Here is a 26611-nt window from a genome sequence, read left to right as displayed (position 1 = left end):
GCGGCGGGGCGGCTACAGCCCAAGGGGGCAGGTGGCCACCGCGCTGGGGCCGCTGCCGCCCTCGATGACCATTTCCGAGCAGCCCGACCCACCGGAGCCGGAGCCCCGAGAGGCTGCCACCGACGAGGAGGCCGCCGAATGACCGTCGGTGCTGAACTTCCAGGCATGGCCAAAGGGTTGTCCGTGGCGCCGGAGTCGGTCACCGCAGACGCGTTCGCCGGCCGGCACGTCCCCGCGTGGCTGCGAGAGGCCCGCACCTGCTTCCTGACCAACCCACAGTTGGTGCTGTACGGCAATATCCGCGACAACTATCTGGTTCCGCACCAGAGTTCATGGCAATTGCTCGATGTCCGGCAGGCCATGTGGTGGCTGATGGAACCGCTGGGCTATCGGTTCCTGCTCGTCGTCGACCCCGTCGACGGGCTGCACGTCCTGTCCGGCAACGAGGAGGAGACCCGCAAGGCGGTCGCCGAGCTCACCCAGGTACCCGTCGGGAACGGCCGGCCGCTCAGTCTCGACGCACTTCTCGGGGTGGTCCGCGCGGTGGCCGGCAGCCGTGACACCCCGGCCGGCGTGATGGTCGACTACGCGTCCCGCCTGGTGCGCGACGTGCGCCAACTGTCTCCCGAGGAGCACTACTTCTTCTCCGCCTGCGAGAAGCTGTCCCACACATCGAATCCGGTGCGCGGCGCTGGGTCGGCCCCGCGCTACAACCCCGTTCTGTGGGTGGCCAACAACGACCGTGACATCCCCGCCTGGTTCACCGCCGACTCCATGGCCGTGCGCCGCATCGCCATTCCGCTGCCGGACCTCGGCGACCGCAAGGCGGCGGCTGAACTGCTGACGAGGGGGATCGCTGCTCAACTGCCCGCGAACGAGGGTGAGGACGTCGCCTACCGGTTTGCCGAGCAGACCGAGTCCCTCACCGTACGCAGCATGATGGAGATCATCCGGCTGGCACGCACCGGCGAGGACGCGGCCGGTTCCATCGAGGACGCAGCCCGCTGCTATCGCGTCGGCATTTCCGACAATCCCTGGAGCAAGCCGTTCCTGCGGGAGCGGCTGACGACCGCGGCCGAGCGGATCCGTGAGCGCGTGCGGGGTCAGGACGAGGCCATCGAGCAGTCCGTCGACATCATCGTCCGTTCCGTCATGGGCCTGTCGGGCGCCCAGGCCGCCTCGAACGCGTCGCGGCCGAGGGGGGTGCTCTTCTTCGCCGGACCCACCGGGGTGGGCAAGACCGAGCTGGCGAAGTCGCTGACCGAGCTCATCTTCGGAGACGAACGGGCCTACATCCGCTTCGACATGACCGAATTCTCGGCCGAACACTCCGCGGCCCGCCTGATCGGGGCGCCTCCCGGGTACATCGGGCACGACGCGGGTGGCGAGCTGACCAACTCCGTGCGTGAACGGCCTTTCAGCCTCATCCTCTTCGACGAGATCGAGAAGGCGCACCCACGCATCCTCGACAAGTTCCTCCAGATCCTCGACGACGGCCGCCTCACCGACAGCACCGGTTCCACCGTCTACTTCTCCGAGGCTGTGCTCGTCTTCACGTCCAACCTGGGCATGTCGGTCCTCGACGAGCGCGGTGTGCAGGTCTCCAACGTCAGTCCCGACAACAGCCGTGACGAACTGGTCGGGCTCATCACCGCAGCCGTCCGGCAGCACATCGCCGAGGAGTTGGACCGGCCCGAGCTGCTGAACCGGCTCGGCGACAACATCGTCGTGTTCAACTTCATCGCCAAGGAGGCCGCGCGGGAGATCTTCGACCTGTTGCTGCGCCGCATCCTCGGGCTCGTGGAGAAGGAACGCCACGTGCGTCTCACCGTCGCGCCCGAGGCGCGCGAGACCCTACTGACGGCCGCGACGCACGACATCACGTTCGGCGGCCGGGGAATCGGTTCCGTCCTCGAAACGGCACTGATCAACCCGTTGGCCCGCGCGCTGTTCGCGCAGGGCGGGAACCTGGCGCCCGACCAGCGCATCACCGACGTCAGCCACGGTGCGACAGGCTGGCGGGTGACCCTGCGATGACGTCACACGAGCCCGTCGACCCCCTGCGAACCCGGTTGGAGCGGGACGCGCACACCGTCCCGGGACAGCCCGGAGAAGCGCTCAGGACCCGGATCGAACCGGTCACCGCGCCCGTCGGCCGGGACCACGCCGCCGCGGAACCGGTGAGCCCCGAGCCGGCCGCCCACGATCCCGCGCTCGCGGACCCGGACGAATTGCTGACCGTTCTGCCCAGACAACTCGCCACACGCTTCCGGGTGTTGAACGAGCTTCCCACGATGGGCGCGGAGGCCAACCTGCTGCTCGTCGAGAGTGAACAGGGTGAGCAGCTCGTCGTGAAGATCTACCGTCGCTCCGGGCCCCAGGCGTCCCGCGAGGTGTGGGCCAAGATCCCGCAGTTGCGCACCTCGCGCGTCGTGAGATTCGTGGAGACGGGTGAGGCGGGACAGCGCGACTACGAGATCATGGAGTTCGTGCGCGGTGGCAACCTCGCCGAATTCGTCGAGAGCCGGCCCACCGACGGCCCCTTCGCCATGGTCACCGAAACGGTGCGGCAGATTGCCGACGCCCTCGTCGCGCTGCACGAGGTCGGCATCATCCATCAGGACCTCAAACCCGAGAACGTCCTGGTCCGTTCACGCCATCCGCTCGACCTGGCGCTGACCGACTTCGGCGTCAGCCGCGTGCTCGACCAGACCCGCGCGGCCGCCAACGCCGCGGGCACCCTCGCTTACCTTGCCCCCGAACTGCTGCTGAGCAGCGGCGGCCAGACCTCACGTGCCCGTGACTGGTGGGCGCTGGGCATGATGGCACGCGAACTCGTCCTGGGAGAGCGGCCTTTCGAGTCCATGGTGAAGCCCGCCATCGATGCCGCGGTGATGCTGCGCGGCATCGACCTCGACGGTGTCACCGACCCGCGGCTGCGGATGCTGTGCGCGGGTCTGCTCACCCGGGACCCCGACGACCGCTGGGGTGCGAAGGAGGTGGCCGGCTGGCTCGACGGGGGAAGCCCGGAAGTGCGGTACACCGTGCCCGTGGCCGCACCGCGGCGCATCCGGGCGGCGACACCCCTGGTCCTGCGGTCGGTCCGCTACACGGCACCGGGGGACCTCGTCGCCGCGCTCGCCGAGTCCGAGGTGTGGGAGGCCGCTGCCCGCAGCTACTTCACCGACATGGGGCCCGCCCATCAACCGTCCGAGGGGTGGCGGGCACTGCGCAAGTGGCTGAGGCAGTTCGACGAGCCCGACGAGTACGACGTGGAGGCGCTCCAGGACCTGATCGACCACCGCCTCACGGACCCCGCGCTGGGGCCCGACGCCCGACTCGTCCGATTGGTTCTCACCCTCGCCCCGGAGAGCCGGCCCATGTGCCGCGGCCTGCTCGTCGACCGTGACAACCTGCTCGCGATCGCCCGGCACGCCCTGGCCGCGCACTCTGCCGACGAGGAGCACGTACGTCTCGTCGAGGCACTGTGGAGTCAGAACCTGCTGCCCGAACTGGCCGAGTACCCGACATCGTCAGGGTTGCGCAGGATCGACAGCGCCTGGCGTTCGGCGCAGGCCGACAGTGACGCCGCGTTCGCCCGACTCTGGCCCCTGCTTCCGCCGACCGCGCAACGCGCCCTCTCCGCGCCGCCGGACGTCCGTACGGTCGTCGCGCCGCTGCTCTGCGCCGTTCTCGGCAGCCGGGAGGACGGGCCCCGCCTGTGGCAGCAGATCGAGCAGGTGTCCGCACGCGCCGCCGCCGTTCCCTGGTTCTGGCAGGCACGCCAACAGGTCGGGGACGGCCCGGCGGCGCTCACCGCGCTGCGCAGACTGGTTCCCGCCGCCCTCGCGGAGGCCGAGCAGACCGCCAGAAGGACTGCGGAGGCCCAGGCCGCCCACCGCCAACAAGTGGCCCGCTGGCAGCACATGGAGGCGGAACGGACGTCGCCCGCCGCGTTGCCGGGCGCCACCGCGCGGGCCGTCGCGCCGTTCGCCGGCTACGCGGCGGCAATGGTTCTGGTCGACCAGATCGGCGAGATGCTGTTCGGCAAGGACGCGGCCACCGCCAGCCTGGTGATCGGCCTGACACTGCTGCTCGTCCACGTCCCGGCGGAAATCGTCCTGGCCCACCGCGTCGGCGCCCAGTACAGACGCGGCTACACCCTCTTCAGTCACGCGGGTGGCGCCTTCCTCGGGGCCGGGCGCCCAAGGGGCGCTGGATTCGGCTGCCTTGCCGTCATCCTGTGCGGGCTGACCCTGGTCTTCCCCGCACTCCTCTACGTGATCCTCCTGGTCGTTCATCTGCGGTCGGTGTCCCGCAGACGCACCCTGTGGAACAACCAGTGGGCCGCGGCCTACGAGAGGACGGTGAACCCGCGATGAGCGGAGGCTCCGCGATGGGGCTGGTGGCGCCGCTCGCGGTCGGTGCCGTTCTCGGCTACGCCGCTGGTGCGGCCGTGTCCGTGGCCCTCAGCTCCGGCTTGACCGCCGTCGGCTCGGCCCTCGAACGCCGGCAGGCGCACTGGGAACGAGAACGGTGTGCCGAAGCCGTGTGGGAGGACGCGGTGGCCGAGGTGCTCGCCCGCAACGCCCGTATCGAGGTGACGAGGACCGCGCTCGCGGCGTACGGCCGCCGCGATGCCCGACTGCCGGACCCGCTTGCCCTGTTCCGGCAGCAGACCGTCGAACTCCGCACCTGGTGCGAAGCCGCTGACCGGGCTCTGGCCACCGCGGAGAGCCTGCTGGTGGAAGAGGACGCCGCACGGGCGGCAGCCTGGCTGACGACGGGCCTGCCGATCGGCGATCGCCCGACCCGCGCCACCCCGGGCCCGGCGGCGGGACCCGCTCGCGGACAAGGCGCGAAAGCCCGGACCTCCGCGCAGGACGCCGTCGGTCCTGAACGTGCCGCCGCCACAAGGGCGTTGGGGCGGCTGCCGGCGGCTGTGCCGTACGACGAGCGCCTGCGCATCACGGCTGCGGCTGCTCGGGTCGGCGCGGCGTCCACCGCGACCGAGGCACGCAATCGGCTCGACGACCTGCGCACCCGCGTCGACACCGCCCGCACCGACGCCGACCGGCGCATGGTGGACGCCCGCGCCGCCGCCGCATTCCTCCAGGTACTGGGCCATGTCGAGGACGAGGCGGCCGTGCCGCTGCGAGAGACCTTGCTCGCCATCGTCCGTGCGCAACGCCCCCTCGAACCCGGCACCCGCCAAGAGGCCCTGCTCTGGGCGGAGTCGGTGCGCGACGCGGCCGAACGGCACCACGTTCGCCAGGTGCTCCTGGCCTCACTGGAGCAGATGGGTTACGAGATCTGCGGGGACTTCTCCACCGCAACCGTCGACCAGGGTGCATTCGCCGTCTCCCACACCTCGTGGCGCGAACACGAGGTGCGCATGATCCTCGACGCGGACCGGCAGGAACTGAGGGCTGTGGTCGTGCGTACCGGCGGGGCCCGGGGAATGAGCGGGAGCCGGGCCGACCTGGAACGCGAGGAACAGTGGTGCGGTGCCCTGGACGATCTGCGGGCCCAACTCGCCGACGAGGGCGTGCAGGTCGACGTCCGCTCCTTGACCGCCCCGGGCTCGCGTCCGACGCCGATGACCGGTGCCCTCGGGAACGACGGCCGCGAGGAGCGGCGCGCCGCGGGCGGGGCGGAACAGCGGGGGACGGGGGCAGCGTCGTGACGCGACTCGCGGTCAGCAGGCTGCATCACCCCGTCACCGTGCTCGGACACGGAGTGCGGGCCGGTGTCTGGGTCCAGGGCTGCTCCCTGGCCTGCCCGGGGTGCATGTCGCGAGACACCTGGGAGGCACGGCCGGAGACGGAGGCGGACGTCTCGGCCGTCCTGGACTGGATACGCGGGCTGCCCGGTCCACTCGACGGGGTGACGGTCTCTGGCGGAGAGCCCTTCGAGCAGCCGGAGGCCCTGGCAGAACTCCTGCACGGAATCAGGGAGTTGCTGGACGATGGAACCTCCGGACAGGACAACGACGCGGACATCCTGGTCTTCTCGGGACTCGCCTGGCCCCGGCTGCGCGACGGCGCCGGACACAGCGCGGCACTCGCCAGCTGCGACGCGATCGTCGCCGGCCCCTACGTGGCCCGCCGGAACACTGGCAGCCCCCTGCGAGGCTCCGACAATCAGCGGATCGTCCCGCTGACGCCGCTGGGCCGCGAGCGCTACGGACCCCTGGCCCTGGCCGGGTACGGGGAACGCCGTCTGCAACTGACGTCGGACGGTACGGACCTGCGTCTCATCGGCATCCCGCACCGGGCGGACCTCGCCCGGTTGCGGGATGCGGCCGAGGCCGGAGGAGTGACATGGGAGGGGACGACATGGAGCGCCTGATCTGCGCTGTGTGCGACACGGAGGTGGGCGTTGACGAGGTGGTCTGCCCCGGGTGCCGGGCCGTGCTCACTACGGAGGACGCAGTGCGCGTCGCACCGATCGCCGTGACCACCGCGCCCGTGGTCGGCCTCTCGACGGTCTCCGACCCGCCCGTACCGCCGGGCGCTCCTCAGCCCGCACAAGTGGGGCGGGCGGATGCCGAGTGCCCGTTCTGTCGGGCTCCCGTCGCGCTCGCCGACCTGGTGTGCGTCGCCTGTCTGCACGAGTTGCCCGCTGACGGCCGCCGAGGGCATCCCCCGGAGGCCCTGCGCACCACACTCGAACGTGAGGCGACCACGCTCCGGCTGAGCTTCACCAGTGGGGAGATCGTGGTCGAGCCGGGACAGCAGGTCGTCCTGGGCCGCGACCCGAGCCACACGGCGACGGCCCCGCGGCTGGCCTGCTTCGACAACGTCTCGCGTACGCACGCGACGGTGGGTCTGACGGCGGACGGCGCTGCCTGGCTGCGTGACGAGAATTCGGCCAACGGAACCTGGGCCGACGAGGTTCCGGTACCGGCCGGACAGACCCGCCCCCTCCGCGACGGCAGCAAGGTCCGCCTCGCGTCCAACGTCACCGCGCAGGTGCGCCTGCGGCGGACCCAGGGCGGCTGACCGCGACAGATACCCGCCTGTACGTCGCAACGCGTCGCGCAGAGGACGGACGTCGACGCGGCCGAGGTCAACGGTGTGGCACCGAGGAATAGCTGGACGGTCGCATCGACTTCGGTCCCGGTCCCGGTGTCGGTCGACCGTCCAACGCCCCCCGTGGCAGCGGTCATTGCTCTGCGGAGACCATCCCCTCGACCTCCTTGACCACCAGGGCCGGGCGGTCCGTCGGTATCTCGTGCGAGCTGCCCTTGACGGTGACGAGGGTCCGGTTGGGCGCGGCCTTGGCGAACGCGGCTGCGGCGTCGCGCCAGCGTTGGGCGTCCACGGGCGATCCTTCGAACGGGGTCTTCTCCGAGACCAGGACCCTCGCCGGAACCGAGTCGGGCCAGACCACCGTGTGGAAGACCTTGTGCGCCGAGGCGAAGCCCTCGGCGGTGGAGATGAGCTGGCGGTTCGCCGGCTCGTCGGGGTTCTTCTTCGCCGCGTCGACCTCCGGCTGCGTTCCGGCCACGAGGCGGGGGATTTCCTGGTCCGTGAAGAACCCGGGAAGGTTCGCGTCGACCAGGACGGCGCCGGAGAGCATCTTCGGGTTGTCCTGGGCGAGGTTGTTCGCGATCTCCCCGGCCTGGGAGTGGGCCACCAGGGTCACGTTCCTGGTCACGCCAAGCTGTTCGAGCCCCGACCTGAGGTCGCTGACCGCGCTCTTCACCTTCCACGGGCCGGGCACCACGTCGCTCTTGCCGAGTCCCGCCCGGTCGTAGGTGATGACGGTGGCGCCGGTGTCGGCGTGGAGTTCGGGAGCGATGTGCTTCCACTGTGAGGCGTCCTCGCCGCCGCCCGAGTCCAGAACGATCGTCCGCTCGCTGCCCTTGATCACGTAGAACGCCAGACGGTGACCGTCGTTGGTGATCATGTGCAGTTTCGCCGCGTCCGACCGCCCCGCTCCCGTCGACGCGGACGACGCGGACGAGGCCGAGGAGGCGTGGTCGGAGGCGTCGCCGTTGTCGTTGCCGCCGCAGGCCGTGACGGCGCCGGCGGTCAGGGTCAGCAGGGCGAGCGCCGCCAGGACGCGGTACGTGGACTTGCGCGGGCGGGAAGAGCGGGGCATGAATGATCCTTCGGCGGCCGATGGTGCTGTTCTGTGCTTCTGTGCGCGTCCCATCCTTCGGTGACCTGCGCGAATACGGGATCCGGCTGGCATGTGTCTCCGGAGTGCGGCTGGTGTCAGTGGGCGAGGTGGGGTTGTCCCCCCTGCCCCGCGAAAAGGCGATGCCCGGATCGGCGAACGCGGCTAGGGTCGCCGGCATGCACTTCCTTCAGATGTACGGCTGACCGAGCGGGACGCAAGCGAACCGGGACGATCCGTGGGGGCGACTCCCCGGACCGGTCCTCGTTCTCCTCGTCGCGAGTTCGTGCGCGCTGCCCACGCCCGGGTCGTCCCGGACGGTCGGGCGCGCCCGCTCGCCCTGCTCCGCTCCACCGCCTCGATCTGAATGAGTGAGTATCCATGTCACGTCGCCGTGCCCACATCGCCATGGTCGGCATCCCCGTCGTCAGCCACGTACTGCCCAGCCTCGCCGTCATCCGTGAGCTGGTCGCCCGCGGCCACAGGGTCACCTACGCCAACGACCTGCCGGTGGCGGACCTGATCGCCGAGACGGGCGCCGAGTTCGTCCGGTGCCCATCCGGGCTGCCGGTCGCCGACAACAACTGGCCGGAGGACCCCGTCGAGGCGATGACCCTCTTCCTCGACGACGGGATCCGCGCCCTCCCCGTGCTGCGCGCCGCGTACGACCACGACCCGGCCGACCTGTACCTGTACGACATCGGCGCCTTCGCGGCGCGTGCCCTGGCCGAGTCGCAGGGGCGGCCCCTCATGCAGCTTTCCCCGGCATTCGTCGGATGGGACGGCTACGAGCAGGACGTGGCGGTGCATCTGCGTCAACTGCCGGGGGCCGACGCCTACCGGGAGAAGTTCGCGCGATGGCTCGCCGATTGCGGGGCGTCCACCACCGACGTGGACGCCTTCTCCGGCCACCCCGACCGGGCCCTGGCGCTCATCCCCAGGGCCATGCAGCCGCACGCCGACAAGGTCGACGCCGGCGCGGTGACCTTCGTCGGCCCCTGCTACGACGCGACGCCGGGCTCCGGCGGCTGGACCCGGCCCGCCCACGCGCGCCGCGTCCTGCTGATCTCCCTGGGCTCGGCGTTCACACGTCAACCGGGCTTCTACCGCGAGTGCTTGGCCGCCTACGGCGATCTGCCCGGCTGGCACGTCGTCCTCCAGATCGGCAAGCACACCGACCCGCGCGAACTCGGACCCGTCCCGCCCAACGTCGAAGTGCATTCCTGGGTCCCCCAACGGGCGGTCCTGGAGCAGGCGGACGCCTTCGTCACCCACGCCGGAATGGGCGGCTGCGGTGAGGGACTTCAGGCGGGCGTGCCCATGATCGCCGTGCCGCAGGCCGCCGACCAGTTCATGAACGCCGACCGGCTCGTGGAACTGGGCGTCGCCCGGCGCATCGACACCGCCGACGCCACCGCCGCCGCTCTGCGCGGCGCCCTGAACGACCTGGTCGCCGACGCGGAGGTGTCCCGACGCTCGGCCCAACTGCGCGCCGGGGCACGGGCCGAGGGAGGTACCTCCCGCGCCGCGGACCTTGTCGAGGAGATGCTGACGACAGTGAGCTGAGCCGATTCGGCCATGCCGTTCTCCCGGTGCCGGGCAGGCACCGGGAGAACGGCAGGTACGGTCGCGACCGGGTCGGTCGAACTACCCGTCCCCGTTGGGCCGTCGGTCCCTGGCGAGCGACAACAGCTCCGTGAACAGGCCGCCTCCGTCGGCGAGTTCGTCGTACGTACCCTCTTCGGTGAGGCGGCCCTCTTCCATCACGACGACCCGGTCGGCGATCTTGGTGTTCTCCAGTTGATGAGTGACGAAGATGGTGATGCGGTCCCGGGCCACCCGCTTGATCTGCTCGAAGATCTGATGCTCGCCCCGGGCGTCCATCTGCGAGGTGGGCTCGTCCAGGATCAGGAGCTGGGGCCGGCGGTAGAGCGCCCGGGAGCAGGCGAGGCGCTGCCACTGGCCGCCGGACAGCTCGGCACCGCCGAAGACCTCCCGGGCCAGCAACGTGTCGATGCCGTGCGGGAGTTCGTCGATGGCCGTGCGCATCCCGACGGCGTCGACGGCCTCCCAGACGGGGGCGTCGTCGTGGGTGCGGGGCTGCCCGAGCGTCACGTTCTCGCGCACCCGCAGCGGCCACTGCGCGAAGAGCTGCGGGACGAGCCCGGTGCACGCCCACACGGTGTCCTGGTCGACGCGGCAGAGGTCGGCGCCGTTCCACAGGACGCGGCCCTTGTCGGCGAGGTAGATGCCGGTGATCAGCCGCAGCAGGGTGGACTTGCCGCTGCCGTTCTCTCCGACGACGGCCACGATCTCGCCCCGGCGCAGCGTGAGCGAGACGTCGTCCACGGCGGGTCGTTCCTTGCCCGGGTACTGGTAGCCGACGTTGGCCAGGCGGATCTCCTCCACGGGCGACGGCACGGGCAACCGGCCCCGCTGCGGCGCGCGTTGGGCTGCGTCGTCGAGGAAGGTCTGCATGTCGGCGAGGTAGAGGCTCGTGTGGAAGAGGGCCGCTCCGTTGATGACCACCTGTCCGAGCGCGCCGAGGGTGGTCTGGACGGCGACGACGGCGGTCGCCGCGACCGCGAGGGCGATCCGTCCGGTGGAGGCCAGCCAGGCGAGCGCCGCCCATGTCAGGACGAGGAAGAAGCCGCCGGCGAGGGACGACAGGACCGCGATGCGGAGCGTCTTCGGCGCGACCGCGAGCAGCCGCCGGTCGATGCGCTCCGACAGCGACCGGTACCAGAACAGCAGGTAGCCGGTCATGCCGTTGGCCCGTACCTCGTCGCCGTGCTTGGGCGTGGTCGCCCACCAGCGCATCATGTGGCGCACGTTGCGGTCGGAGACATTCGCGTAGTGCATCTCGTAGTCGACCCGGGCGGACAGGACTGCGCCGACACCGGCCGGGAGCACCGCGAGCAGGAGCAGCGGGAGCATCGCCCAGTGCAGGACCGACAGGACGCCGCACGCGGCGATCATGCGGATCAGGGCGGACATGAAGCGCTGCGCGTCGCTGACCATCACGATGGTGCGGATCACGCCGACCTCGGCGGCCTTCTGGCGGTCGGCGAAGCCGTCCTCCGCGTACGCCGAGGACTCGACCAGGCACACGGCCTCGACGAGCGCGGAGTCGGCCTGGGTCGTGAGCAGCGGAGTGAGCCTGCGGTCGGCGTACTGGGCCAGTGCCGCGGCGGCCCGGCCGACGGCCGCCGCGGCGGTGACGACGATCAGCGCCGGAAGTGCCGCCCGCAGTCGGTCTGTTACGTCCCCGGAGCCGAGGAGCGGCCGCATCGCGTGGGCGACGAACGCCAGGCTGAGGGCGGCCGCGGCCCCGGTGACCGCCTGGCAGGCGGCCAGCAGGAGGACCGAGGAGCGGTCGAGCGTCCAGGCCATGGTCCAGATGCGGCGCAGTACGGAGGGGAGCCGGGTACAGAGATGCCGGAAGGAGACGTCGCCGAGCGGATTGACGGAGTGTTCGCCTGTGTACCTGATCTCCGCCGGTGATGGCGGAGCAGGTGGCCGCGTCCGGGTTCGCTCGGTCTCGGACTGCGGGGTCCTGCCGTCTGCCGTGGATGTCAACTGCACTCCCTGGAACGGTAGTCGGGGTACTTCGCCGGGTGTTCCGCCGGTCGGTCTGTCGAGTGCGACGCCGGAACAACGACGAGCGGCACCGCGTCGAACGCGCGTCTTTGAGACGAAGGGAGTTCCGCGCGTCCGGGCGGCGGGCACGACCAGGTGCCCTGCCCGACCTGGGCGCACGGCGGGCCCGGGGTGGCCGAATCGCCGAGGCGGAGGCTGGTGGGAGTGGTGGGGTTTCCCGACAGGTGGGGCGGGCGGGGCCGCTGAGGCGGAGAAGTGCGCCAGGGGTGGGCCCCACGGCGGGGCCCCCACGGCGGGGTCGCAGGGCGCGCGGCGCCCGGGAGCGCGCCTGGTTCCGTGGCTGTCGCCCGGCCCGGGTCCGCGCACGAGGGGTGCCTCGGGCCTCACGAGGGGAGTCGCGGCGCCCGCGCCCGCCGGTGAATGTCCGCGCACCCGCAGGCGGGGCAGCCCGAGCCCTGCGCGGCGGTGCTCCCGGTCGTATCCCGGTGCCGCTCGGGGCGGCCCCGTCGGGCAGCCGCCGACCGCGCCGGGACAGCGCACCCGGTATCCGCGACCGTCGGCGGACGCACGGCCCGCGCCGCCGAACCGTACCCGCCGGGTGCCGGGTGGGTGCGGTTCGGCAGGGCTCGCGGGGAAACGCGAAGGGTGGCCCCGGGCTCGGACGTCGTCCGGCCGGGGCCACCCTGCAACCTGCTCCGTGCTGCTCCGCGGCGCCGGGTGGGACGTGGCGCCGCGGTGGTGGGTGACGCGCGGGTGCTAGTTCTCGACGACGCCGGAGGCGGCGATCTCGATCTTGGAACGGGTGGCGCCCGACTGGCTGCCCAGGGACTCGATCTTCTGGACGAGCTCCTGGCCCTCGACGACCTCGCCGAACACGACGTGCTTGCCGTCGAGCCACGGGGTGACGACGGTGGTGATGAAGAACTGCGAGCCGTTGGTGTTGCGGCCGGCGTTCGCCATCGACAGCAGGAACGGGCGGTCGTGCTTCAGCTTGAAGTTCTCGTCGGCGAACTTCTCACCGTAGATGCTCTTGCCGCCGGTGCCGTTCTGGTTGGTGAAGTCGCCGCCCTGCAGCATGAACTGCGGAATGACGCGGTGGAACGGCGAACCCGCGTAACCGAAGCCGTGCTGGCCGGTGGCGAGCTCGCGGAAGTTCTTGGCCGTGTTCGGGACGACCTCGTCGAACAGGTTGAAGACGATGCGACCGGCCGCCTGGCCGTCGATGGTGATGTCGAAGTAGACGTTGCTCATGGCGGCCATCCTGTCACTTCAGGTCTCGGGTGGATGAATCGGCCGCTGCTGAACAGCTGTTTCGGAAGGATTCAGGCGATTTGAGAAGGTTCCGCGGCGGTCGTGGTCCGTTCACTGTCCGCGCGGAGTGCGGGGGAGTGATCAGAGGCTGTCGCGGGCACACCGCGGCCATGACGACGGACGAGCGGCACGGCCCGAAGCACCGGGGAGCCAACTGTCTCCGGCTGATCCCCCGGCCCGCGTTTCTCGACGCGCGGCTCGAAGACCGGTGTCCCGCGTGCCAGCAGGACATGTCGATACTCAAGAGCTGGCGTGTGAGGCGTAACACGGCTGCGGCGTCCGTTCAGCCGCGCCCCGAGGGGGCCACTGGACAGGCTCCCGGAACCTCGCGCGACCCCCGGCGTCCGCGACCGACGGGACCCCAGGCGCCGTAGCCCCGGCCGGTCCGTGCCCGCGGCGCCCGCGGCCGACACTCTGAGCCCGTCGAGGTCCCGCCGACCGCCCCCTCGTCTGCTGATATTGAGGCCGGGCGAGATCTCTGGCCCTTGGCCGACGACGACATTCTGTGCGCGTCGGCGGGGCCGGGGCAGCCGCCGTTCCTCGCGCGTGGTCGTCCCGTGAGCCTCCGCCGGTGCGGAAAGGCTGGACGAACCCGTGATCCATTTCGTGCTGCTCATCGTCTGCGCGGTGGCGATCTACCTCTCGTGCGAGTGGTTCGTCAACGCGGTGGAGTGGCTGGGCGAACGCCTCAACATCGGCCGGACGGCCGTCGGTACGATCCTCGCCGCCTTCGGCACCGCCCTCCCGGAGTCCGTGGTCACTCTCGTCGCGGTGACGACCGGCGCCACCGAGGAGGCGAAGAACATCGGGGTCGGCGCCGCGATGGGCGGCCCCCTCGCCCTGTCGACCGTCGCGTACGGCGTCACCGGGGCCATGCTCCTGCTCAGGCGCCGCAAGCAGGACCGGGTCGCCCTCGCCACGACCGGCATGACGTCCGGCGCCCGCGACGACGACGAGGCCCTGGGCAGCGAGCGGGACATGAGGCGCCTGGCGAAGGACCAGTCGTGGTTCCTGCCCATCTTCGTCGTGAAGGTCGCGCTCGGCCTCGTCGCCTTCGCGTTCAAGCCGGTCCTCGGCGTCTTCTTCTTCGCCGCGTACGCCGTGTACTTCTGGCGCGAGATCCGCAGCAGCCGTGCCGAGGAAGACGACGAGGAGGAACTGGAGCCGTTGAAGCTCCAGCCGAAGAAGGGGGTGCCCGACACCTGGGCCGTGGCCGTCCAGACGCTGGCGACCCTCGTCGTGATCTTCTTCGCGGCCCACTACTTCGTGAAGCAGCTCGACGCCATCGGTCCCATGCTCGGTCTGTCCGCGACCGTCACCGCTCTGCTGCTGTCCCCGATCGCCACCGAGCTTCCCGAGGTCATGAACGCGGTGATCTGGGTACGTCAAGGCAAGACCAAGCTCGCGCTGGCGAACATCTCCGGCGCCATGATGATCCAGGCCACGGTGCCCAGCGGCATCGGCCTGCTGTTCACCAAGTGGCACTTCGACGGCGCCCTGCTGTGGTCCGGCCTGGTCACCGTGGCGGCGATCGTCTACCTCCTGCTGACCATGCGGGCCCACAAGCTGACCCCGGCCCGCCTGACGGTCGCCGCCGGCTTCTACGTCGTCTTCGGCCTCGGCCTCGTCCCGATCCTGGACTGAGCCGCCGAGCGGAGCGGTCCGGCCGCGCCTCGCCGCCGCGCACGCCCCGTCGCCGCGGACGCCCTGAAGACCGCCGGACCGCCGCACCGCCGCACCGCCGGACCGCCGGGCCGCTGAGCCGCTGAGCCGCCCGGACCCTCCGCCCCGTTCAGCCGTCGAGGGTGGCGAGCCAGTCGGTCAGCAGACGGCTGACCTCCTCGGGCCGTTCCTGCTGGATCCAGTGGCCGGAGTCCTCCAGGAGGTGGGAGGCGTGCAGGCCCGGGAGAGTCGTCGGGTAGGCGTCGATGGCGCCGGACATCCAGGTGGTGGAGGCGTCCAGGGCGCCTCCGATGAACAGGGACGGCTGCTTGATCGGGGCTCCGCGGTACGCGGCGAGGTCTTCCCAGTCACGGTCCACGTTGCGGTAGCGGTTGAGGGCGCCGGTCATCCCGGTGCGCTCGAACTCCCCGGCGTAGACGTCGAGATCGTCCCCGGTCAGCCACGCGGGGAGCGTGCCCGTGGGGAAGCGGTCCCGCATCCGGCCGCCGTCGCCGCGCGTCACGAAGTGCGGGTCCGGTTCGCCCTCGCCGGGCATGGTGTCGGCGGACAGGGCGGCGTAGACGCCGGCGAGCCAGCCCCGTACGTCGGGCTCGATCTCCGCCTCGGCGCGGCCGGGCTCCTGGAAGTACGAGATGTAGAACTCCTGCTCGGGGCCGCCGATCCGGCCGAAGAGCTCGGTGGGGCGGGGACCGCCGGGCGGCGCGTAGGGAACGCTCAGCAGGCCGACCGCGCGGAAGACCTCGGGGTGGAGCAGGGCCGAGGTCGCCGCGATGCCGGAGCCCCAGTCGTGGCCGACGACCACCGCGTTGTCCTCGCCCAGGGCACGAACGACGGCGACGTTGTCCTCCACCAGTTCGACCATCCGGTAGGCGTCGGTCCGGGCGGGCCTGGAGGAGCGGCCGTAGCCGCGTACGTCGATCGCGACCGCCCGGTAGCCGGCCGCGGCGAGGGCCCGGAGCTGGTGGCGCCAGGAGTACCAGGACTCGGGGAAGCCGTGCACGAGCAGGACGAGTGGGCCGCTGCCCTGCTCGACCAGGTGCAGGCGCCCGGCCGGGGCGGCGACGGTGCGGTGGCGCGGTGCGGCGGTCGGCTCGGGCTGCACGGGCTTCTCCTCGGTTCGGGGTCGTGGTGACGCGGCTGCCCGTCGATCATGCGGCGCGGCACCCGCACGGCGCGACAGGCGTTGCCAGGCTGGCAAACTCGCAGTACGGCCTGTGGAGCGGTACGACCGGGAGGAGCGGGAACGGTGGCGGTCGATGATGTGCACGTCACGCTGGCGGCCATGGGGCCCCGGCTGCGGGCCGCCCGTGAGCGGCGCGGCGCCACCCTCACCGGCGTCAGCGGCGCGACCGGCATCTCGCCGAGCACACTGTCACGGATCGAGACCGGGCGGCGCGGTCCCACCTTGGAAGTGGTGCTGCGACTGGCGAAGGAGTACGGCGTCTCCCTGGACGAGCTGGCCGGCACGGTCGGGCCGGCCGTCGCCGAGCCCGCCGCCGAGCCCGCCGCCGAGCCCCGCGTCCCGAGGTCGCTGGGCTCCGGCGACGACAAGGCGGTCCTGCCGCTCACCCGCTACGTGGGCGGCCTGCACGCCCACAAGCACGTCCTGCCCGCCGCCGGGGAACCGCCCGCGCGGCCCCGGCAGGTCTCCCACGAGGGGTACGAGTGGCTGTGCGTCCTGTACGGGCGGCTGCGGCTCGCCCTCGGCGACCGGATCCTGGTCCTGACCGCGGGTGACGTCGCCGAGTTCGACACCCGCACCCCGCACGGGGTGTCGAACGCCGGCTCCGGCGGACCGGTCGAATACCTGGTCATGTTCGGGCCCCAGGGCGAGCGCCCACGGCTGCGCACGCCGTCGGCCGCAGGGCGCGGGCACCGCGAGCCGGACCACTCCCCGGACCACGGTGCTGCCGCGCGGCCGTAGGCACCGGAACGGGCGCGACGGGGGAGCGAAGCTGCGACCACCGGGGCGCTCGCCGGACGGGGGGAGGGGAGGCGGCAGTGGCTGCCCGGCCCTCACCCGTCGAGCGCCGAGTGGCAGCCGGGCAAAGGAAGTTGGGCGCGGCGGCTCGGACGGCGCCGCCGGCCGCATGTCCTTTCAGGCACCGCTCGGTGTCTGTGCCTGTGTCTGTGCCTGTGCCTGTGTCGGGGCCTGCGTCTGGGCCGGGGCCGGTTCTCCTTCGCCCTCGTCGATCGGTGCCGCCGCGCGGCGGGGGAGGAGCAGCGGAGTGGTGAGCAGGAGCAGGCCCGCCAGGGCGATGGCGGTGCGCGGGCCGAGGAGGGTGCCCAGTACGCCCCAGACGGCCGTGAGGATCGCGGCCGACGCCTTGGTCGTCACCGTCCAGGCGGACAGCGTGCGAGTGACGCGGCCGGTGGCCGTGCGTTCGAGCCGGTAGGTCGCGTAGACCGGGTTGAAGACGCCGCAGCAGAAGATGATGCCGAGTTCCACGGCCATGACCAGCACCAGCCCCGGGGTGCCCGGTCCCACGAACGCCAGGCCGACGAGCCAGAACGCGCGCAGTGTGCCCGAGGCGACCAGGACACGGCGCTGCCCGAACCGGGCGGCGAGCGGCCGGGCGAGCCGCGAACCGAGCAGTCCGCCGATCGAGGGCGCGGCGAAGGCGAGACCGTACTGCCACGGCGCGAACCCGAGCCGCCCGAGCATCAGGACGGCCAGCAGCGGGTCGACCGCCATCACCAGCCCGTTGAACAGGGCGGTGTTGAAGAACAGCGGGCGCAGCGCCGTGTCGGTCAGGATGTACCGCCAGCCGTCCAGCAGGTCCCGGAGCCGCATGCGGGCAGCGGGCTTCCGCTCGGGGCGCGGTTCCTGTCCGCCCGTCGCGCGGATGCCCAGGGCGGAGAGCAGGTAACTCACGGCGTCGGCGACCACCGTGGCCACCGGGCCGAGAAGCCCGATCGCGGCGCCGCCCAGGGGCGGCCCGACGATCGTCGTCGTCCAGGAGGTCGATTCGAAGCGGGAGTTGGCGACCAGCAGGTCCTCGGCCGGCAGCAGTGTCTTCAGGTAGGCGCCGGACGCGGCGCGGAAGGTGATGTCTCCCGCCGCGACGACCACCGAGACCAGGAGGAGCTGGACGAAGGTGAGCGCGCCGAGGGCGAACGCGACGGGGATCGTCAGCAGCGCCACGCACCGCGCCAGGTCCGTGGCGATCAGCACGGGCCGCTTGCGGCGGAACTCCACCCACGGCCCCAGCGGCACCGCGACGGCCGCACCCACCGCGGCCCCGGCCGACGACAGCGCGGCCACCTCGGCGGGCCCGGCGTGCAGCACCCTGACGGCGATCAGCGGGAACGCCCCGAAGGCGAGCCACGTGCCGAGCGCACTGGTCCCGTAGGCTCCCCACAGCCACCCGAACGGCCGCCCGAGCCGCCGTCCGGACAACCGGTTCCCGCTCCTCACGTCGGCCTCCTCTTCTGTTCACCCGCACAACCGATCCGCGATCGGAAGCATCAAAGCGAGCGCCGAGCCCTGGTGGCAAACAACCGGAGGGCAGTCGCGCACAACCGACGGTTGTGGTCCTAGGATGCGTCGCCATGGACCTCGACACCGTCCGCACCTTCGTCGCCGCCGCCGATGCGGGCCAGTTCCAGGAGGCTGCCGCGGAGCTGGCGATCACCCAGCAGGCCGTCTCCAAACGCATCGCCGCGCTGGAACGCACCCTCGGCGTAAGGCTGTTCACCCGCACCCCGCGCGGTGCGGCACTCACCATCGACGGCCAGGCCTTCCTGCCCCACGCACGCGAACTGCTGCGTGTCGCCGAACGCGCCGTCGCGTCCGTGCGCACCGGCCGCCGGGCCCTGCGCGTCGACATCATCGCCTCGCGCGGTGCCGCGTCCGGCCTGATGCGGGACTTCCACGGCGCGCATCCCGAGGTCGAACTCGACGTGCTGATGCTGTTCGACATCGAGTCGACCATCACCGCCATCCGGTCCGGTTCGATCGACGCGTCCTTCCGCGCGGTCACGGTCCCCGGCCGGCCTCTGCCCGAGGACATCGCCTCCGTACGGGTCAACGACGAACCGCTCGAACTCCTCACCGGCCCGGCCCACGCCCTGGCGGGCGCCCGCTCGGTGACCCTCGCGCAGCTCACCGGGCACCGGATCTGGATGCCGGGCATCGTCCCCGGCACCGAATGGGCCGCCTACTACGACGACCTGGTCGCCGAGTTCGGCCTCACCATCGAGGCCACGGGTCCCAATTTCGGCTCCGACGCGCTCCTCGACACCATCGCCGACACCCCCGCCCTGGCCACCTTCATGGGAGGCCAGACCCGGCTGGTCTGGCCCGCGGGCCACGGCCTGCGCCGCATCCCGATCACCGGCCCGACCCCGGTCTACCCCCACTCCCTCCTCTGGCACCGGGACAACCCCCACCCCGCCCTGGCCACCCTCCGGACCTACCTCGCCACGGTGGCGTCCCACGGGGCGCCGGGGACCTGGACACCGGACTGGGCGAACCCGAAGTAGGCGCACCTGGGGCAGGCGCACCTGGGGCGGGGCCAACGGGGCGCCGCCGAACGGGGGCACTCCGACGGCCGGTGCGCCGCGCGGTGCGGGGGCCGGGCAGATGGTGGGGGAGTGCGGAGCGGGCCGGGGCGCGGCGATGATTTTCGCGGCGCCGGGTGGTCTACCTCTCGCACGGGAAAACCCCAGCATCGGAGCACCGGGAGCACGGCATGGGCCTCATTGAGATCGAGATGTTCGCGACCCTCGACATGGTCGGGCAGTCGCCCGGCGGTCCCGACGAGGACCCCGTGGGGTTCCCGTTCGGCGGTTGGCAGGCGCCCTTGGTGGACGAGGTCTTCGGGGCGCAGGTGGGGGGCGTGTACGAGGGCACGGACGCGCTTCTGCTGGGACGGCGCACCTACGAGATCTTCGCCGCGTACTGGCCGCACCAGAAGGGCGGTGAGGACGGTGACATCGCGAGCCTCTTCAACGCCGTCCCGAAATACGTGGCCTCGCGCGGCAGGCCCGACCTCTCGTGGGAGGGTTCCACCCAGCTCGGCCCGGACCTGGCGAGCGCCGTCCGCGAGATCCGTGAACGGCACGAGCGCGTGAAGGTCGTCGGGAGCCTCAACCTGGTGCAGACGCTGCTGCGCGAGAAGCTGTTCGACCGGCTCGACCTCTGGGTGCACCCGATCGTCCTCGGCGTCGGGAAGAAGGTGTTCGACGGGGGCGCGGTGCCCACCAACGTCACGCTCCTCGAACCGCCGGCCGCCGGCCCGCGCGGAACCGTGTTCCTGCGCTACGGCCTCGCCGAGGGCACCCCCGCGACAGGAGACATGAGCGCACCCAACCGCGGGCTGGAGAGCGAGGACTGACCTCCGAGGGGAACGCCACCGGGTACCGTCGGCCCGCTTCGACCCCGCCGGGTCGGCGATCCGGCGGGGTCAACTCCTCGCGTATCAGGTGCTGTTGGCCCGCACGTTGCCTGCGTCGGTGCCGCCTATGACACCGGGCGCGGACCTGGGGCCGTCCCGGACGCCGGCGGAACGGCCGTCGGCGCGACGGCGCTCGGCCACGGCCACGGCCACGGCGAGATCCTCCGCTCGTCGCCCGTGAGACCCCGAAGTTTCCACCACCCGTACAGGGCGAGCAGCGGTTTGGCGAGCAGCCACTCGCCGAGACGGTAGTCCTCCGCCCGCACGAGCCGCCCGGCGAGATCCGGGCGCCTCCGCCACAGATACGCGCGGGCCTTGAGCGCGTGGGCGGGTTGAGAGACGATCTTGATGCGGTCGGCGTCCTCGACGATCGGGATCACGTTGGTGATGTTCTCCCACGTCGTACCGCTCTCTTCCTCCAGGATCACCTCACCGTCGAACCCGAGCACCAACTTCGCGTAGTCGAGCATCAGTTGCGCCTCGGTGGCACCACCGCTGGTCGCCCCACCGCTGAAGACGACCCGAGTGCGGTCCGTGCCGCCGCCGGTGGAGACGGAGCGGATTCCGGCGCGAACCCGCCAGCGGTTGACGATGTTCGCCGTTGCCTGGGGGTTTCGGAATCCCAGGACGACGACGGCCTCGACGGCACCGTCTCCCGTGCCCGAAAGGGCCCGGGACCAGCGCCAGTTCACCCACTCGCCCCAGGCGAGGGCGCCCAACGTCCCGACGACCGCCGCTTTTGTCCTACGTCGCATGCGGCGACTGTAGGGCACCTCCGGCCAACTCCCGCCGGGCCACGTCCTGTCGGGGATCGCCGCGGGCCGATGATCCCGCTCTGCAGGCGGCCTGACGCGAGCCGAAAGGAAGCGTCAATCAGAGATTGACGAACAGTCATCGTCAATCTACCGTTGACGCATGAGCCCACTCAACATCAGCCTCGCCGACCTGATCGCCCGTCTCGACGAGGAACTTCCCGAAGCCGACCCACTCGCCCGCATCAGCGAGGCGCACCTGCGCGCCCAGACCCTGTCCGACCTCGGTGATCAGCTCATGGACCACTACGTCGGCAAGGCCAAGCAGAACGGCGCCTCGTGGACCGAGATCGGCGACGCCATCGGCGTCTCCAAGCAGGCCGCCCAGCAACGCCACACCCCCGCCCCGTTCGAACGGTTCACCAACCTCAACCGCCACAGCATCGTGCGGGCGCAGGAAGCTGCCCGTACCTACAAGCACGACTTCATCGGCAGCGAGCACATCCTGCTCGGCCTGCTCGACGAGACGCGAGGCCTGGCGTACGAACTGCTGTTGGCGAAGACCGAGTCGGAAGCACGCGTCCGTGACGCGATCGAGGAGGCGATGCCGCCGGCCGGGAAGAAGGCGCAGCGGGGGCACATCGCGTTCCGGCAGGACGGCAAGGACGCCATCGAGCAGGCGCTGCGCGCGTCGGCCGACCTCGGCCACGACTGGGTCGGCACGGAACACTCGCTGCTCGGCCTGCTCCGGGGCGAGGAGAGCCCGGCCGCACGTGTCCTGCGCAACCTCGGCTTCACGGAGGCCGAACTGCGGGAGAAGGTCAGGAGCGAGACTGCCGAACGGGGTGCCACGCGCCACGAGCAGTAAGGAGGACCACCGCGAGAGAAGGGCTCGCGGCCAACTCGGAGTGCGTGGGCGGGAGTGGGCGAGCCGGACCCGCCGCCCTGGCGGTGTGCGCGTTCGAGGACCCCGTCGTCATGCGGGCCCGCGCGCAGGTGCGCCACACCCTGCGACTGGCCGACGAGGCGTACGGCACCGAGGAGGTCGAGCGGCACGTCACGGCCTGGCTGACGGCCCACCCCCAGTTCGTGCCGACGCACGACGGCCCGACCCGGGACCAGTGGGACGCGCTCATCCCCGGTTGAGCGCCCGTTCCGTCCGGACCGGCGCGGGTCGTTGTCCCGGCGGATCGCCCCATGTCCGTCCCCGCTGACCGGCGCCGCGCTACGGTGGGACCAGGCGCTGTTTCGAGGAGTTGCCGGGCATGCGGTTCGAGAACGTCCCCACCTCACCGGAGTCGACCGGCCGTACCCACGCCTCCGAGCGCTGCGGCGGCTCCCCAGCCGTCGACCCCGCACCGGCTTCCGGAGCCTGTGCGTGAGTGACCGAGGACCGGCCTGGGCCGCACGGCTGTCACCTCAAGCGGCAAACACCGCTGGGGAGTTGCCCGGCCACGCCCGCGAGATGCTGCGGGACGTCCTGCACCTCGCCGGACACGACCCGTGGGCCTTCCCGCCCTTCGACGCCCGCGACCCGGAGGGCGAGGACGTCCGCTCCGCCTCGGTCGGCCAACTCGGCGTCGTCTACTGGATCAACCGGCCTGCCGGGCGGCTCTACGTGGTCGACATCGTCTGGCTCGGATAGCGGTCCGCCGGAGCGGGATCCGAGCGGCCTTACGGTTCAAGGCGGTTGGGCAGCCGGCCACGCGACGGTCAGGCGTCGGGGTCGACTTCGGGGTGCGTGAACCGCACGGGCCTGCCCAGCGACCGGGCGTAGGTGATTTCGGCGCGGGTGCTGTCTCCGATGTAGTCACCGACGACGAGCACCTCGTCGGCGAGCCGGATCTTCGCCCGGTGCAGGTCGTCGAGTCGAGCCTTCAGCGCCTGGGCCTCGGCAGGGTCGGACCAGGGTTGGTGCGGTGCCTTCTCGTCGCAGCCCGGCTTGACCACGATCCTTCCGGCTCTGGTCTCCCGCAGGTCCGCCTCGTTCATCTCGGTCATGAAGCGGGTGGAGCCACAGATCACGACGATACGAGGGAGGCTCAACAACTTCTTCGCTTCGGCGAGCCTCTCCTCCGCGGTGAACGGCCGCGGAACGGACACGGGTTCCTCCCGGGACGACGACGGAGCGTGCAACGGAGCGTATGACGACGACAGCTTCGAGGTGTGCTCGGCCCCGCAGCCGGACCGGCCTCCTGCTCGCCGCTCCGCACGACCAGAGCCTCCCGGTCGCCACCTCACGATGCCGGCTTGAGCAGCTTCCAGTGCCCTTCGGAAACGACCTCGACCCTGCCGTCGGCGACCTTGACGGCGGTCTGGGCGTCGATGGCGTAGGCGGGCCCCGGTATTCCGGTGGCCCACCGTTCCGCCTCGGCCAGGGTGTTGTCGGGACAGGCCGGGTGGTCGAGGTGGGGGAAGAGGGAGAAGTCGACCACCCCCAGTGTGCTGAGATCGCCCGAAGGCGGCGTCCAGCCGACGAAGTGCGCACCGATGTCCGGGGTCAGCACCATGCTTCCGGCGCTGAGACCCACGTAGACCGTGTCGTGGAGGGAAGGGAAGAGGTCGGCCAGTCCGGATTCCCGCAGCCAGTGGCAGAGGTACAGCGAGTCGCCGCCGTTCACCAGGAGGGCGTCCGCCCCGTGGACCCAGGAGTGCCAGAGTTCCCGGTCGATGCTGGGCAGTGCGGTGAGTTCCAGGACGCCCACCGATTTCCAGCCCAGCCCGGTCATGGGGTGGGGGGACCGGCCGCTGACGAATCGCCAAGGCCCTGCCGGGTCAGCGTGCTTCCCGCCGTACCCGGCAGTGGGAATGCAGAGGGCGTCGGCCTCGGAAATCGGCTTTCCCAGGAGTTCGACGAGCGCCGTGCGGATACTCGCGTTCGTGACGCCTGAGTCGGTGAGGAGGAGTTTCATCGAGCCTCCGTGCTGATCGCGGGCCGGTGATCGAGCGGGGTGAGAAGGACAGCGCCTGCCGGGCCACCCGGTGGCCGGGGCAGCCTGCGGGTCCTACCGTCCCACTGTCGGGGCCCGCCGTTCCACCGTCCGGCCGTTCGCGGGGCGACCGCCTTGCGGGCCGCTTCGGTGTGCGACGCCCCAGGCCGCGCCCTCCGACGGCGGTCCCGGCCCGTCCTGTCGCGGCCCGACGCGTTCCGTGAGAGTGGATCTTCCGGTCATCGCGTGATGGGATCGGGCGGGACCGACCGGAACGTCCCACGCGTTGCGCCGAGCCCTTCCCCCTCGGCGCACCGTCCCCGCGCCGAGGAGGCTCCCGTGCCCCATCGTCAGGACACGCCCCCGCCGGGCGACGGGTCCGCGAAGCCGCCGCCCGGGAAGCCGCAGGGCCCGCCGCCAGGGAAACCGCAGGGCCCGCCGCCCGGGAATCCGCAGGGCCCGCCGTCAGGGAAGCCGCAGGGTCCGTCGCCCGGGAAGCAGGGCGTGCGGGACACCGTGCGGCTCGCGACGGTGATCGGTGCCCTCGGGGTGGTGTTCGGCGACATCGGGACCAGCCCGATCTACACCCTCCAGACCCTGTTCGATCCGGACGACCCCCATCCCGTGCCGGTCAGCACGGGGAACGTGTACGGCGTCGTGTCCCTCGTGTTCTGGTCGGTGGTGATCATCGTGATGGTCACCTACGTCCTGCTGGCGATGCGCGCCGACAACGACGGCGAGGGCGGCATCATGGCCCTGATCACCCTGTTGCGGCGGGGCGGAGCCGGCAAGGGAGGGCGGGCCGCCGTCGTCCTCGCCGCGCTGGGCATCTTCGGCGCCTCGCTGTTCTTCGGGGACAGCATGATCACCCCCGCGATCTCGGTCCTCTCGGCGGTCGAGGGTCTCAAGGTCGTCGAGCCGTCCATGAGCGACCTCGTCATCCCCATCACGGTGGTGATCATCGTGGTGCTGTTCCTGGTGCAGCGGCGGGGGACCGCAGTCGTCGGCAAGATGTTCGGGCCGGTGATGATCGCGTGGTTCGTCGTCATCGGAGCCTGCGGTGTGCACGGCATCGTCGGCCACCCGGCCATCATCAGGGCGCTGTCGCCCACGTACGCGCTGGGGTTCCTGACCGGGCACTTCGGCATCGCGTTCTTCGCGCTGGCCGCCGTCGTGCTGTCGGTCACCGGCGCCGAGGCCCTGTACGCCGACATGGGGCACTTCGGGCGCCGGCCGATCACCCGCGGGTGGCTGATGCTCGTGTTCCCCGCCCTGATGCTCAGCTACCTGGGCCAGGGCGCGCTGATCCTCGACGACCCGGCCAACATCCGCAGTCCCTTCTTCCTGCTCGTGCCCGACTGGGGGCAGTGGCCGCTGATCCTGCTGGCGACGGCCGCGACGGTGATCGCCTCACAGGCCGTGATCACCGGGGCGTACTCGGTGGCCTCGCAGGCGGCGCAACTCGGCTACCTCCCGCGCCTGCGGATCGCGCACACGTCGGAGTCCTCCGTGGGCCAGGTGTACGTGCCGTGGGTCAACTGGCTGCTGATGGTCTCGGTCCTGACCCTGGTCTTCGCGTTCCGTTCCTCCGCCGCGCTGGCCTTCGCCTTCGGCATGGCCGTGACCGGGACCATCACGATCACCACCCTGCTGTTCTTCTACGTCGCCCGTTCGAGGTGGGGCACGCCGCTGTGGCTGCTCGGGCCCGCCGCGGGCGTGCTGCTGCTCATCGACCTGCTCTTCGTCGCGGCCAACCTGACCAAGCTCGTCCACGGCGCCTGGCTGCCGCTCCTGATCGGCCTCACCGTCTTCACGGTGATGACCACCTGGCAGCGCGGCCGGAGGATCGTCACCGCGGAACGGGAGCGGCACGAGGGCTCGCTGCCCGAGTTCATCGACCAGTTGCGTACCGGCGAGGCGGCGACCCTCCAGGTGCCCGGCACCGCCGTCTTCCTCAACCGCGGCAAGGAGACGACACCGCTGGCCATGCGCGCCAACGTGGAACGGAACCACGTCCGGCACGAGCACGTCGTGATCCTCTCCCTCAAGACCGAGACCGTGCCCAGGATCCCGGCGGAACAACGGCTGACCGTGGACTCCCTCGGCTACGCGGACGACGGGATCGTCCACGTCACCGCGCGCTTCGGGTACATGGAGGTGCCGGACGTGCCCTCCACGCTCGCGGCGCTCGACCCTGCGGACACCGAGGGGCGCCTCCAGCTCGACCAGGCGTCCTATTTCCTGTCGAAGATCGAACTCCGGCGGGGGACGGCACCGACCATGGCCCCGTGGCGCAAGCGGCTGTTCATCGCCACGTCCTACATCACCGCCGACGCGGCCGAGCACTTCGGCCTGCCTCGCGACCGGACGGTCGTCATGGGCTCGCACATCGAGGTGTAGGGCGGGCGGCTACCTCGAAGCCCCGAAGCCGCTCGTCGACCCGCCTCGGTCATACGTCGGCCGTGCCCCCCGCCCCAGTCCCTGGGACGGGGGGCACGGCCGCTCGAGCGCGCTCAGTCGTCCTGATCCGCCGCGTTCGCGTCCCGGTGGGCGTGCGGCTGCTCCGGACCGGCGTCCTCGTGGGCGATGTCGTCCTCGTCCGGAGGGCCGCTGCTCCACGCCACCGGGGGCGTCGGCGCGGTGATCGTCTGCGGCTCGTCGGAGCCCGGGTGGACGCTCGGCTGCGATCCGGGGGTGTGGGACGTGTGCGTCTGGTCGTCTGAGTTCGTCATGGCGTCCGAGTTCCCACGGCAGGCCATCGGATACGTGCGCGGCCCTCCGGACCGCATCGGCCGCCGGCCGGGACGTG

22 protein-coding genes and 1 pseudogene are annotated in these 26611 nt (G+C 71.4%); 14 read left to right on the top strand and 9 right to left on the bottom strand.

What is annotated here, in order from left to right; all coding sequences use genetic code 11:
• Positions 1–165: 165 nt before the first annotated feature.
• The 5 genes from ACFZA0_RS32445 (at position 166) to ACFZA0_RS32425 (ending at position 7004) form a co-directional block, all read left to right on the top strand.
• Positions 166–2037, top strand: coding sequence for an AAA family ATPase (locus ACFZA0_RS32445; protein WP_391023612.1), 1872 nt, complete (start codon positions 166–168; stop codon positions 2035–2037).
• Positions 2034–4382, top strand: coding sequence for a protein kinase (locus ACFZA0_RS32440; RefSeq protein WP_391023610.1), 2349 nt, complete (start codon positions 2034–2036; stop codon positions 4380–4382). Before ACFZA0_RS32445 ends, ACFZA0_RS32440 begins: the two co-directional genes overlap by 4 nt.
• Positions 4379–5686: a hypothetical protein gene (locus ACFZA0_RS32435; RefSeq protein WP_391023609.1), complete on the top strand. Its 1308-nt coding sequence runs from the start codon at positions 4379–4381 to the stop codon at positions 5684–5686. Before ACFZA0_RS32440 ends, ACFZA0_RS32435 begins: the two co-directional genes overlap by 4 nt.
• Positions 5683–6351, top strand: a complete 669-nt coding sequence (locus ACFZA0_RS32430) for a 4Fe-4S cluster-binding domain-containing protein (protein ID WP_391023607.1) — start codon at positions 5683–5685, stop codon at positions 6349–6351. Before ACFZA0_RS32435 ends, ACFZA0_RS32430 begins: the two co-directional genes overlap by 4 nt.
• Before the next feature lie 83 nt (positions 6352–6434).
• Positions 6435–7004 carry an FHA domain-containing protein gene (locus ACFZA0_RS32425; RefSeq protein WP_391023605.1) on the top strand — a complete coding sequence of 190 codons (570 nt, stop codon included), beginning with the start codon at positions 6435–6437 and terminating at the stop codon, positions 7002–7004.
• 163 nt (positions 7005–7167) lie between these two features.
• On the opposite strand, the gene ACFZA0_RS32420 is transcribed toward ACFZA0_RS32425, so the two are convergent.
• Entirely contained in the window at positions 7168–8109 is a 942-nt protein-coding gene (locus tag ACFZA0_RS32420) for an alpha/beta fold hydrolase (RefSeq protein ID WP_391023604.1), read from the bottom strand.
• 399 nt (positions 8110–8508) lie between these two features.
• On the opposite strand from ACFZA0_RS32420, the gene ACFZA0_RS32415 reads away from it, so the two are divergent.
• Positions 8509–9693, top strand: a complete 1185-nt coding sequence (locus tag ACFZA0_RS32415; RefSeq protein WP_391023601.1) for a macrolide family glycosyltransferase — start codon at positions 8509–8511, stop codon at positions 9691–9693.
• Positions 9694–9774: 81 nt separating this feature from the next.
• Here the strand turns inward: ACFZA0_RS32415 and ACFZA0_RS32410 are convergent, their stop codons facing one another.
• Positions 9775–11520, bottom strand: coding sequence for an ATP-binding cassette domain-containing protein (locus tag ACFZA0_RS32410; protein WP_391023600.1), 1746 nt, complete (start codon positions 11518–11520; stop codon positions 9775–9777).
• A 963-nt stretch (positions 11521–12483) separates the two neighbouring features.
• Positions 12484–12978 (bottom strand): peptidylprolyl isomerase, encoded by a 495-nt coding sequence (locus ACFZA0_RS32405; protein WP_391023598.1) that lies wholly within the window; start codon positions 12976–12978, stop codon positions 12484–12486.
• Between the two features lie 654 nt (positions 12979–13632).
• Here ACFZA0_RS32405 and ACFZA0_RS32400 point away from each other — a divergent pair.
• Positions 13633–14682, top strand: a complete 1050-nt coding sequence (locus ACFZA0_RS32400; RefSeq protein ID WP_391023596.1) for a sodium:calcium antiporter — start codon at positions 13633–13635, stop codon at positions 14680–14682.
• A gap of 148 nt (positions 14683–14830) precedes the next feature.
• On the opposite strand, the gene ACFZA0_RS32395 is transcribed toward ACFZA0_RS32400, so the two are convergent.
• On the bottom strand, positions 14831–15823 hold the full coding sequence (locus tag ACFZA0_RS32395) for an alpha/beta fold hydrolase (protein ID WP_391023594.1): 993 nt from the start codon (positions 15821–15823) through the stop codon (positions 14831–14833).
• 144 nt (positions 15824–15967) lie between these two features.
• On the opposite strand from ACFZA0_RS32395, the gene ACFZA0_RS32390 reads away from it, so the two are divergent.
• Complete coding sequence (locus ACFZA0_RS32390; RefSeq protein WP_391023592.1) at positions 15968–16645, top strand: helix-turn-helix domain-containing protein; 678 nt, start codon at positions 15968–15970, stop codon at positions 16643–16645.
• A gap of 174 nt (positions 16646–16819) precedes the next feature.
• Here ACFZA0_RS32390 and ACFZA0_RS32385 read toward each other — a convergent pair whose 3' ends face one another.
• Positions 16820–18139 carry an MFS transporter gene (locus tag ACFZA0_RS32385; RefSeq protein WP_391023590.1) on the bottom strand — a complete coding sequence of 440 codons (1320 nt, stop codon included), beginning with the start codon at positions 18137–18139 and terminating at the stop codon, positions 16820–16822.
• Between the two features lie 134 nt (positions 18140–18273).
• On the opposite strand from ACFZA0_RS32385, the gene ACFZA0_RS32380 reads away from it, so the two are divergent.
• Together ACFZA0_RS32380 and ACFZA0_RS32375 are read left to right on the top strand one after the other, a co-directional pair.
• The gene (locus ACFZA0_RS32380; protein ID WP_391023588.1) at positions 18274–19206 is read left to right on the top strand and encodes a LysR family transcriptional regulator; all 933 of its coding nucleotides are present in this window, start codon (positions 18274–18276) and stop codon (positions 19204–19206) included.
• A gap of 209 nt (positions 19207–19415) precedes the next feature.
• A complete protein-coding gene (locus ACFZA0_RS32375; RefSeq protein WP_391023586.1) occupies positions 19416–20060 on the top strand; it encodes a dihydrofolate reductase family protein in 645 nt (214 codons plus the stop codon).
• A gap of 125 nt (positions 20061–20185) precedes the next feature.
• Here ACFZA0_RS32375 and ACFZA0_RS32370 read toward each other — a convergent pair whose 3' ends face one another.
• Complete coding sequence (locus ACFZA0_RS32370) at positions 20186–20875, bottom strand: ElyC/SanA/YdcF family protein (protein WP_391023584.1); 690 nt, start codon at positions 20873–20875, stop codon at positions 20186–20188.
• Between the two features lie 160 nt (positions 20876–21035).
• On the opposite strand from ACFZA0_RS32370, the gene ACFZA0_RS32365 reads away from it, so the two are divergent.
• The 3 genes and pseudogenes from ACFZA0_RS32365 to ACFZA0_RS32355 all read left to right on the top strand — a co-directional run bounded on the left by ACFZA0_RS32365 (position 21036) and on the right by ACFZA0_RS32355 (position 22517).
• Positions 21036–21740, top strand: coding sequence for a Clp protease N-terminal domain-containing protein (locus ACFZA0_RS32365; protein WP_391023582.1), 705 nt, complete (start codon positions 21036–21038; stop codon positions 21738–21740).
• Positions 21741–21811: 71 nt separating this feature from the next.
• Positions 21812–22018, top strand: a pseudogene (locus ACFZA0_RS32360) (FAD-dependent oxidoreductase); the annotation flags it as partial.
• 232 nt (positions 22019–22250) lie between these two features.
• Positions 22251–22517, top strand: coding sequence for a hypothetical protein (locus ACFZA0_RS32355; RefSeq protein ID WP_391023580.1), 267 nt, complete (start codon positions 22251–22253; stop codon positions 22515–22517).
• Positions 22518–22585: 68 nt separating this feature from the next.
• Here the strand turns inward: ACFZA0_RS32355 and ACFZA0_RS32350 are convergent, their stop codons facing one another.
• Positions 22586–22975, bottom strand: coding sequence for a hypothetical protein (locus tag ACFZA0_RS32350; RefSeq protein ID WP_391023578.1), 390 nt, complete (start codon positions 22973–22975; stop codon positions 22586–22588).
• A 134-nt stretch (positions 22976–23109) separates the two neighbouring features.
• Complete coding sequence (locus ACFZA0_RS32345) at positions 23110–23784, bottom strand: Type 1 glutamine amidotransferase-like domain-containing protein (RefSeq protein WP_391023577.1); 675 nt, start codon at positions 23782–23784, stop codon at positions 23110–23112.
• Positions 23785–24306: 522 nt separating this feature from the next.
• Between ACFZA0_RS32345 and ACFZA0_RS32340 the strand changes: the two genes are divergently transcribed.
• Complete coding sequence (locus ACFZA0_RS32340) at positions 24307–26202, top strand: KUP/HAK/KT family potassium transporter (RefSeq protein WP_391023575.1); 1896 nt, start codon at positions 24307–24309, stop codon at positions 26200–26202.
• 113 nt (positions 26203–26315) lie between these two features.
• Here the strand turns inward: ACFZA0_RS32340 and ACFZA0_RS32335 are convergent, their stop codons facing one another.
• A complete protein-coding gene (locus tag ACFZA0_RS32335; RefSeq protein ID WP_391023573.1) occupies positions 26316–26534 on the bottom strand; it encodes a hypothetical protein in 219 nt (72 codons plus the stop codon).
• Between the last annotated feature and the right edge of the window lie 77 nt (positions 26535–26611).

The sequence above is a fragment of the Streptomyces sp. NPDC008150 genome (genome assembly GCF_042956945.1).
Classification (GTDB): Bacteria; Actinomycetota; Actinomycetes; order Streptomycetales; family Streptomycetaceae; genus Streptomyces.
Note: the sequence above shows the minus strand (reverse complement) of the source record. Positions and strands in the feature narration are given on the sequence as shown.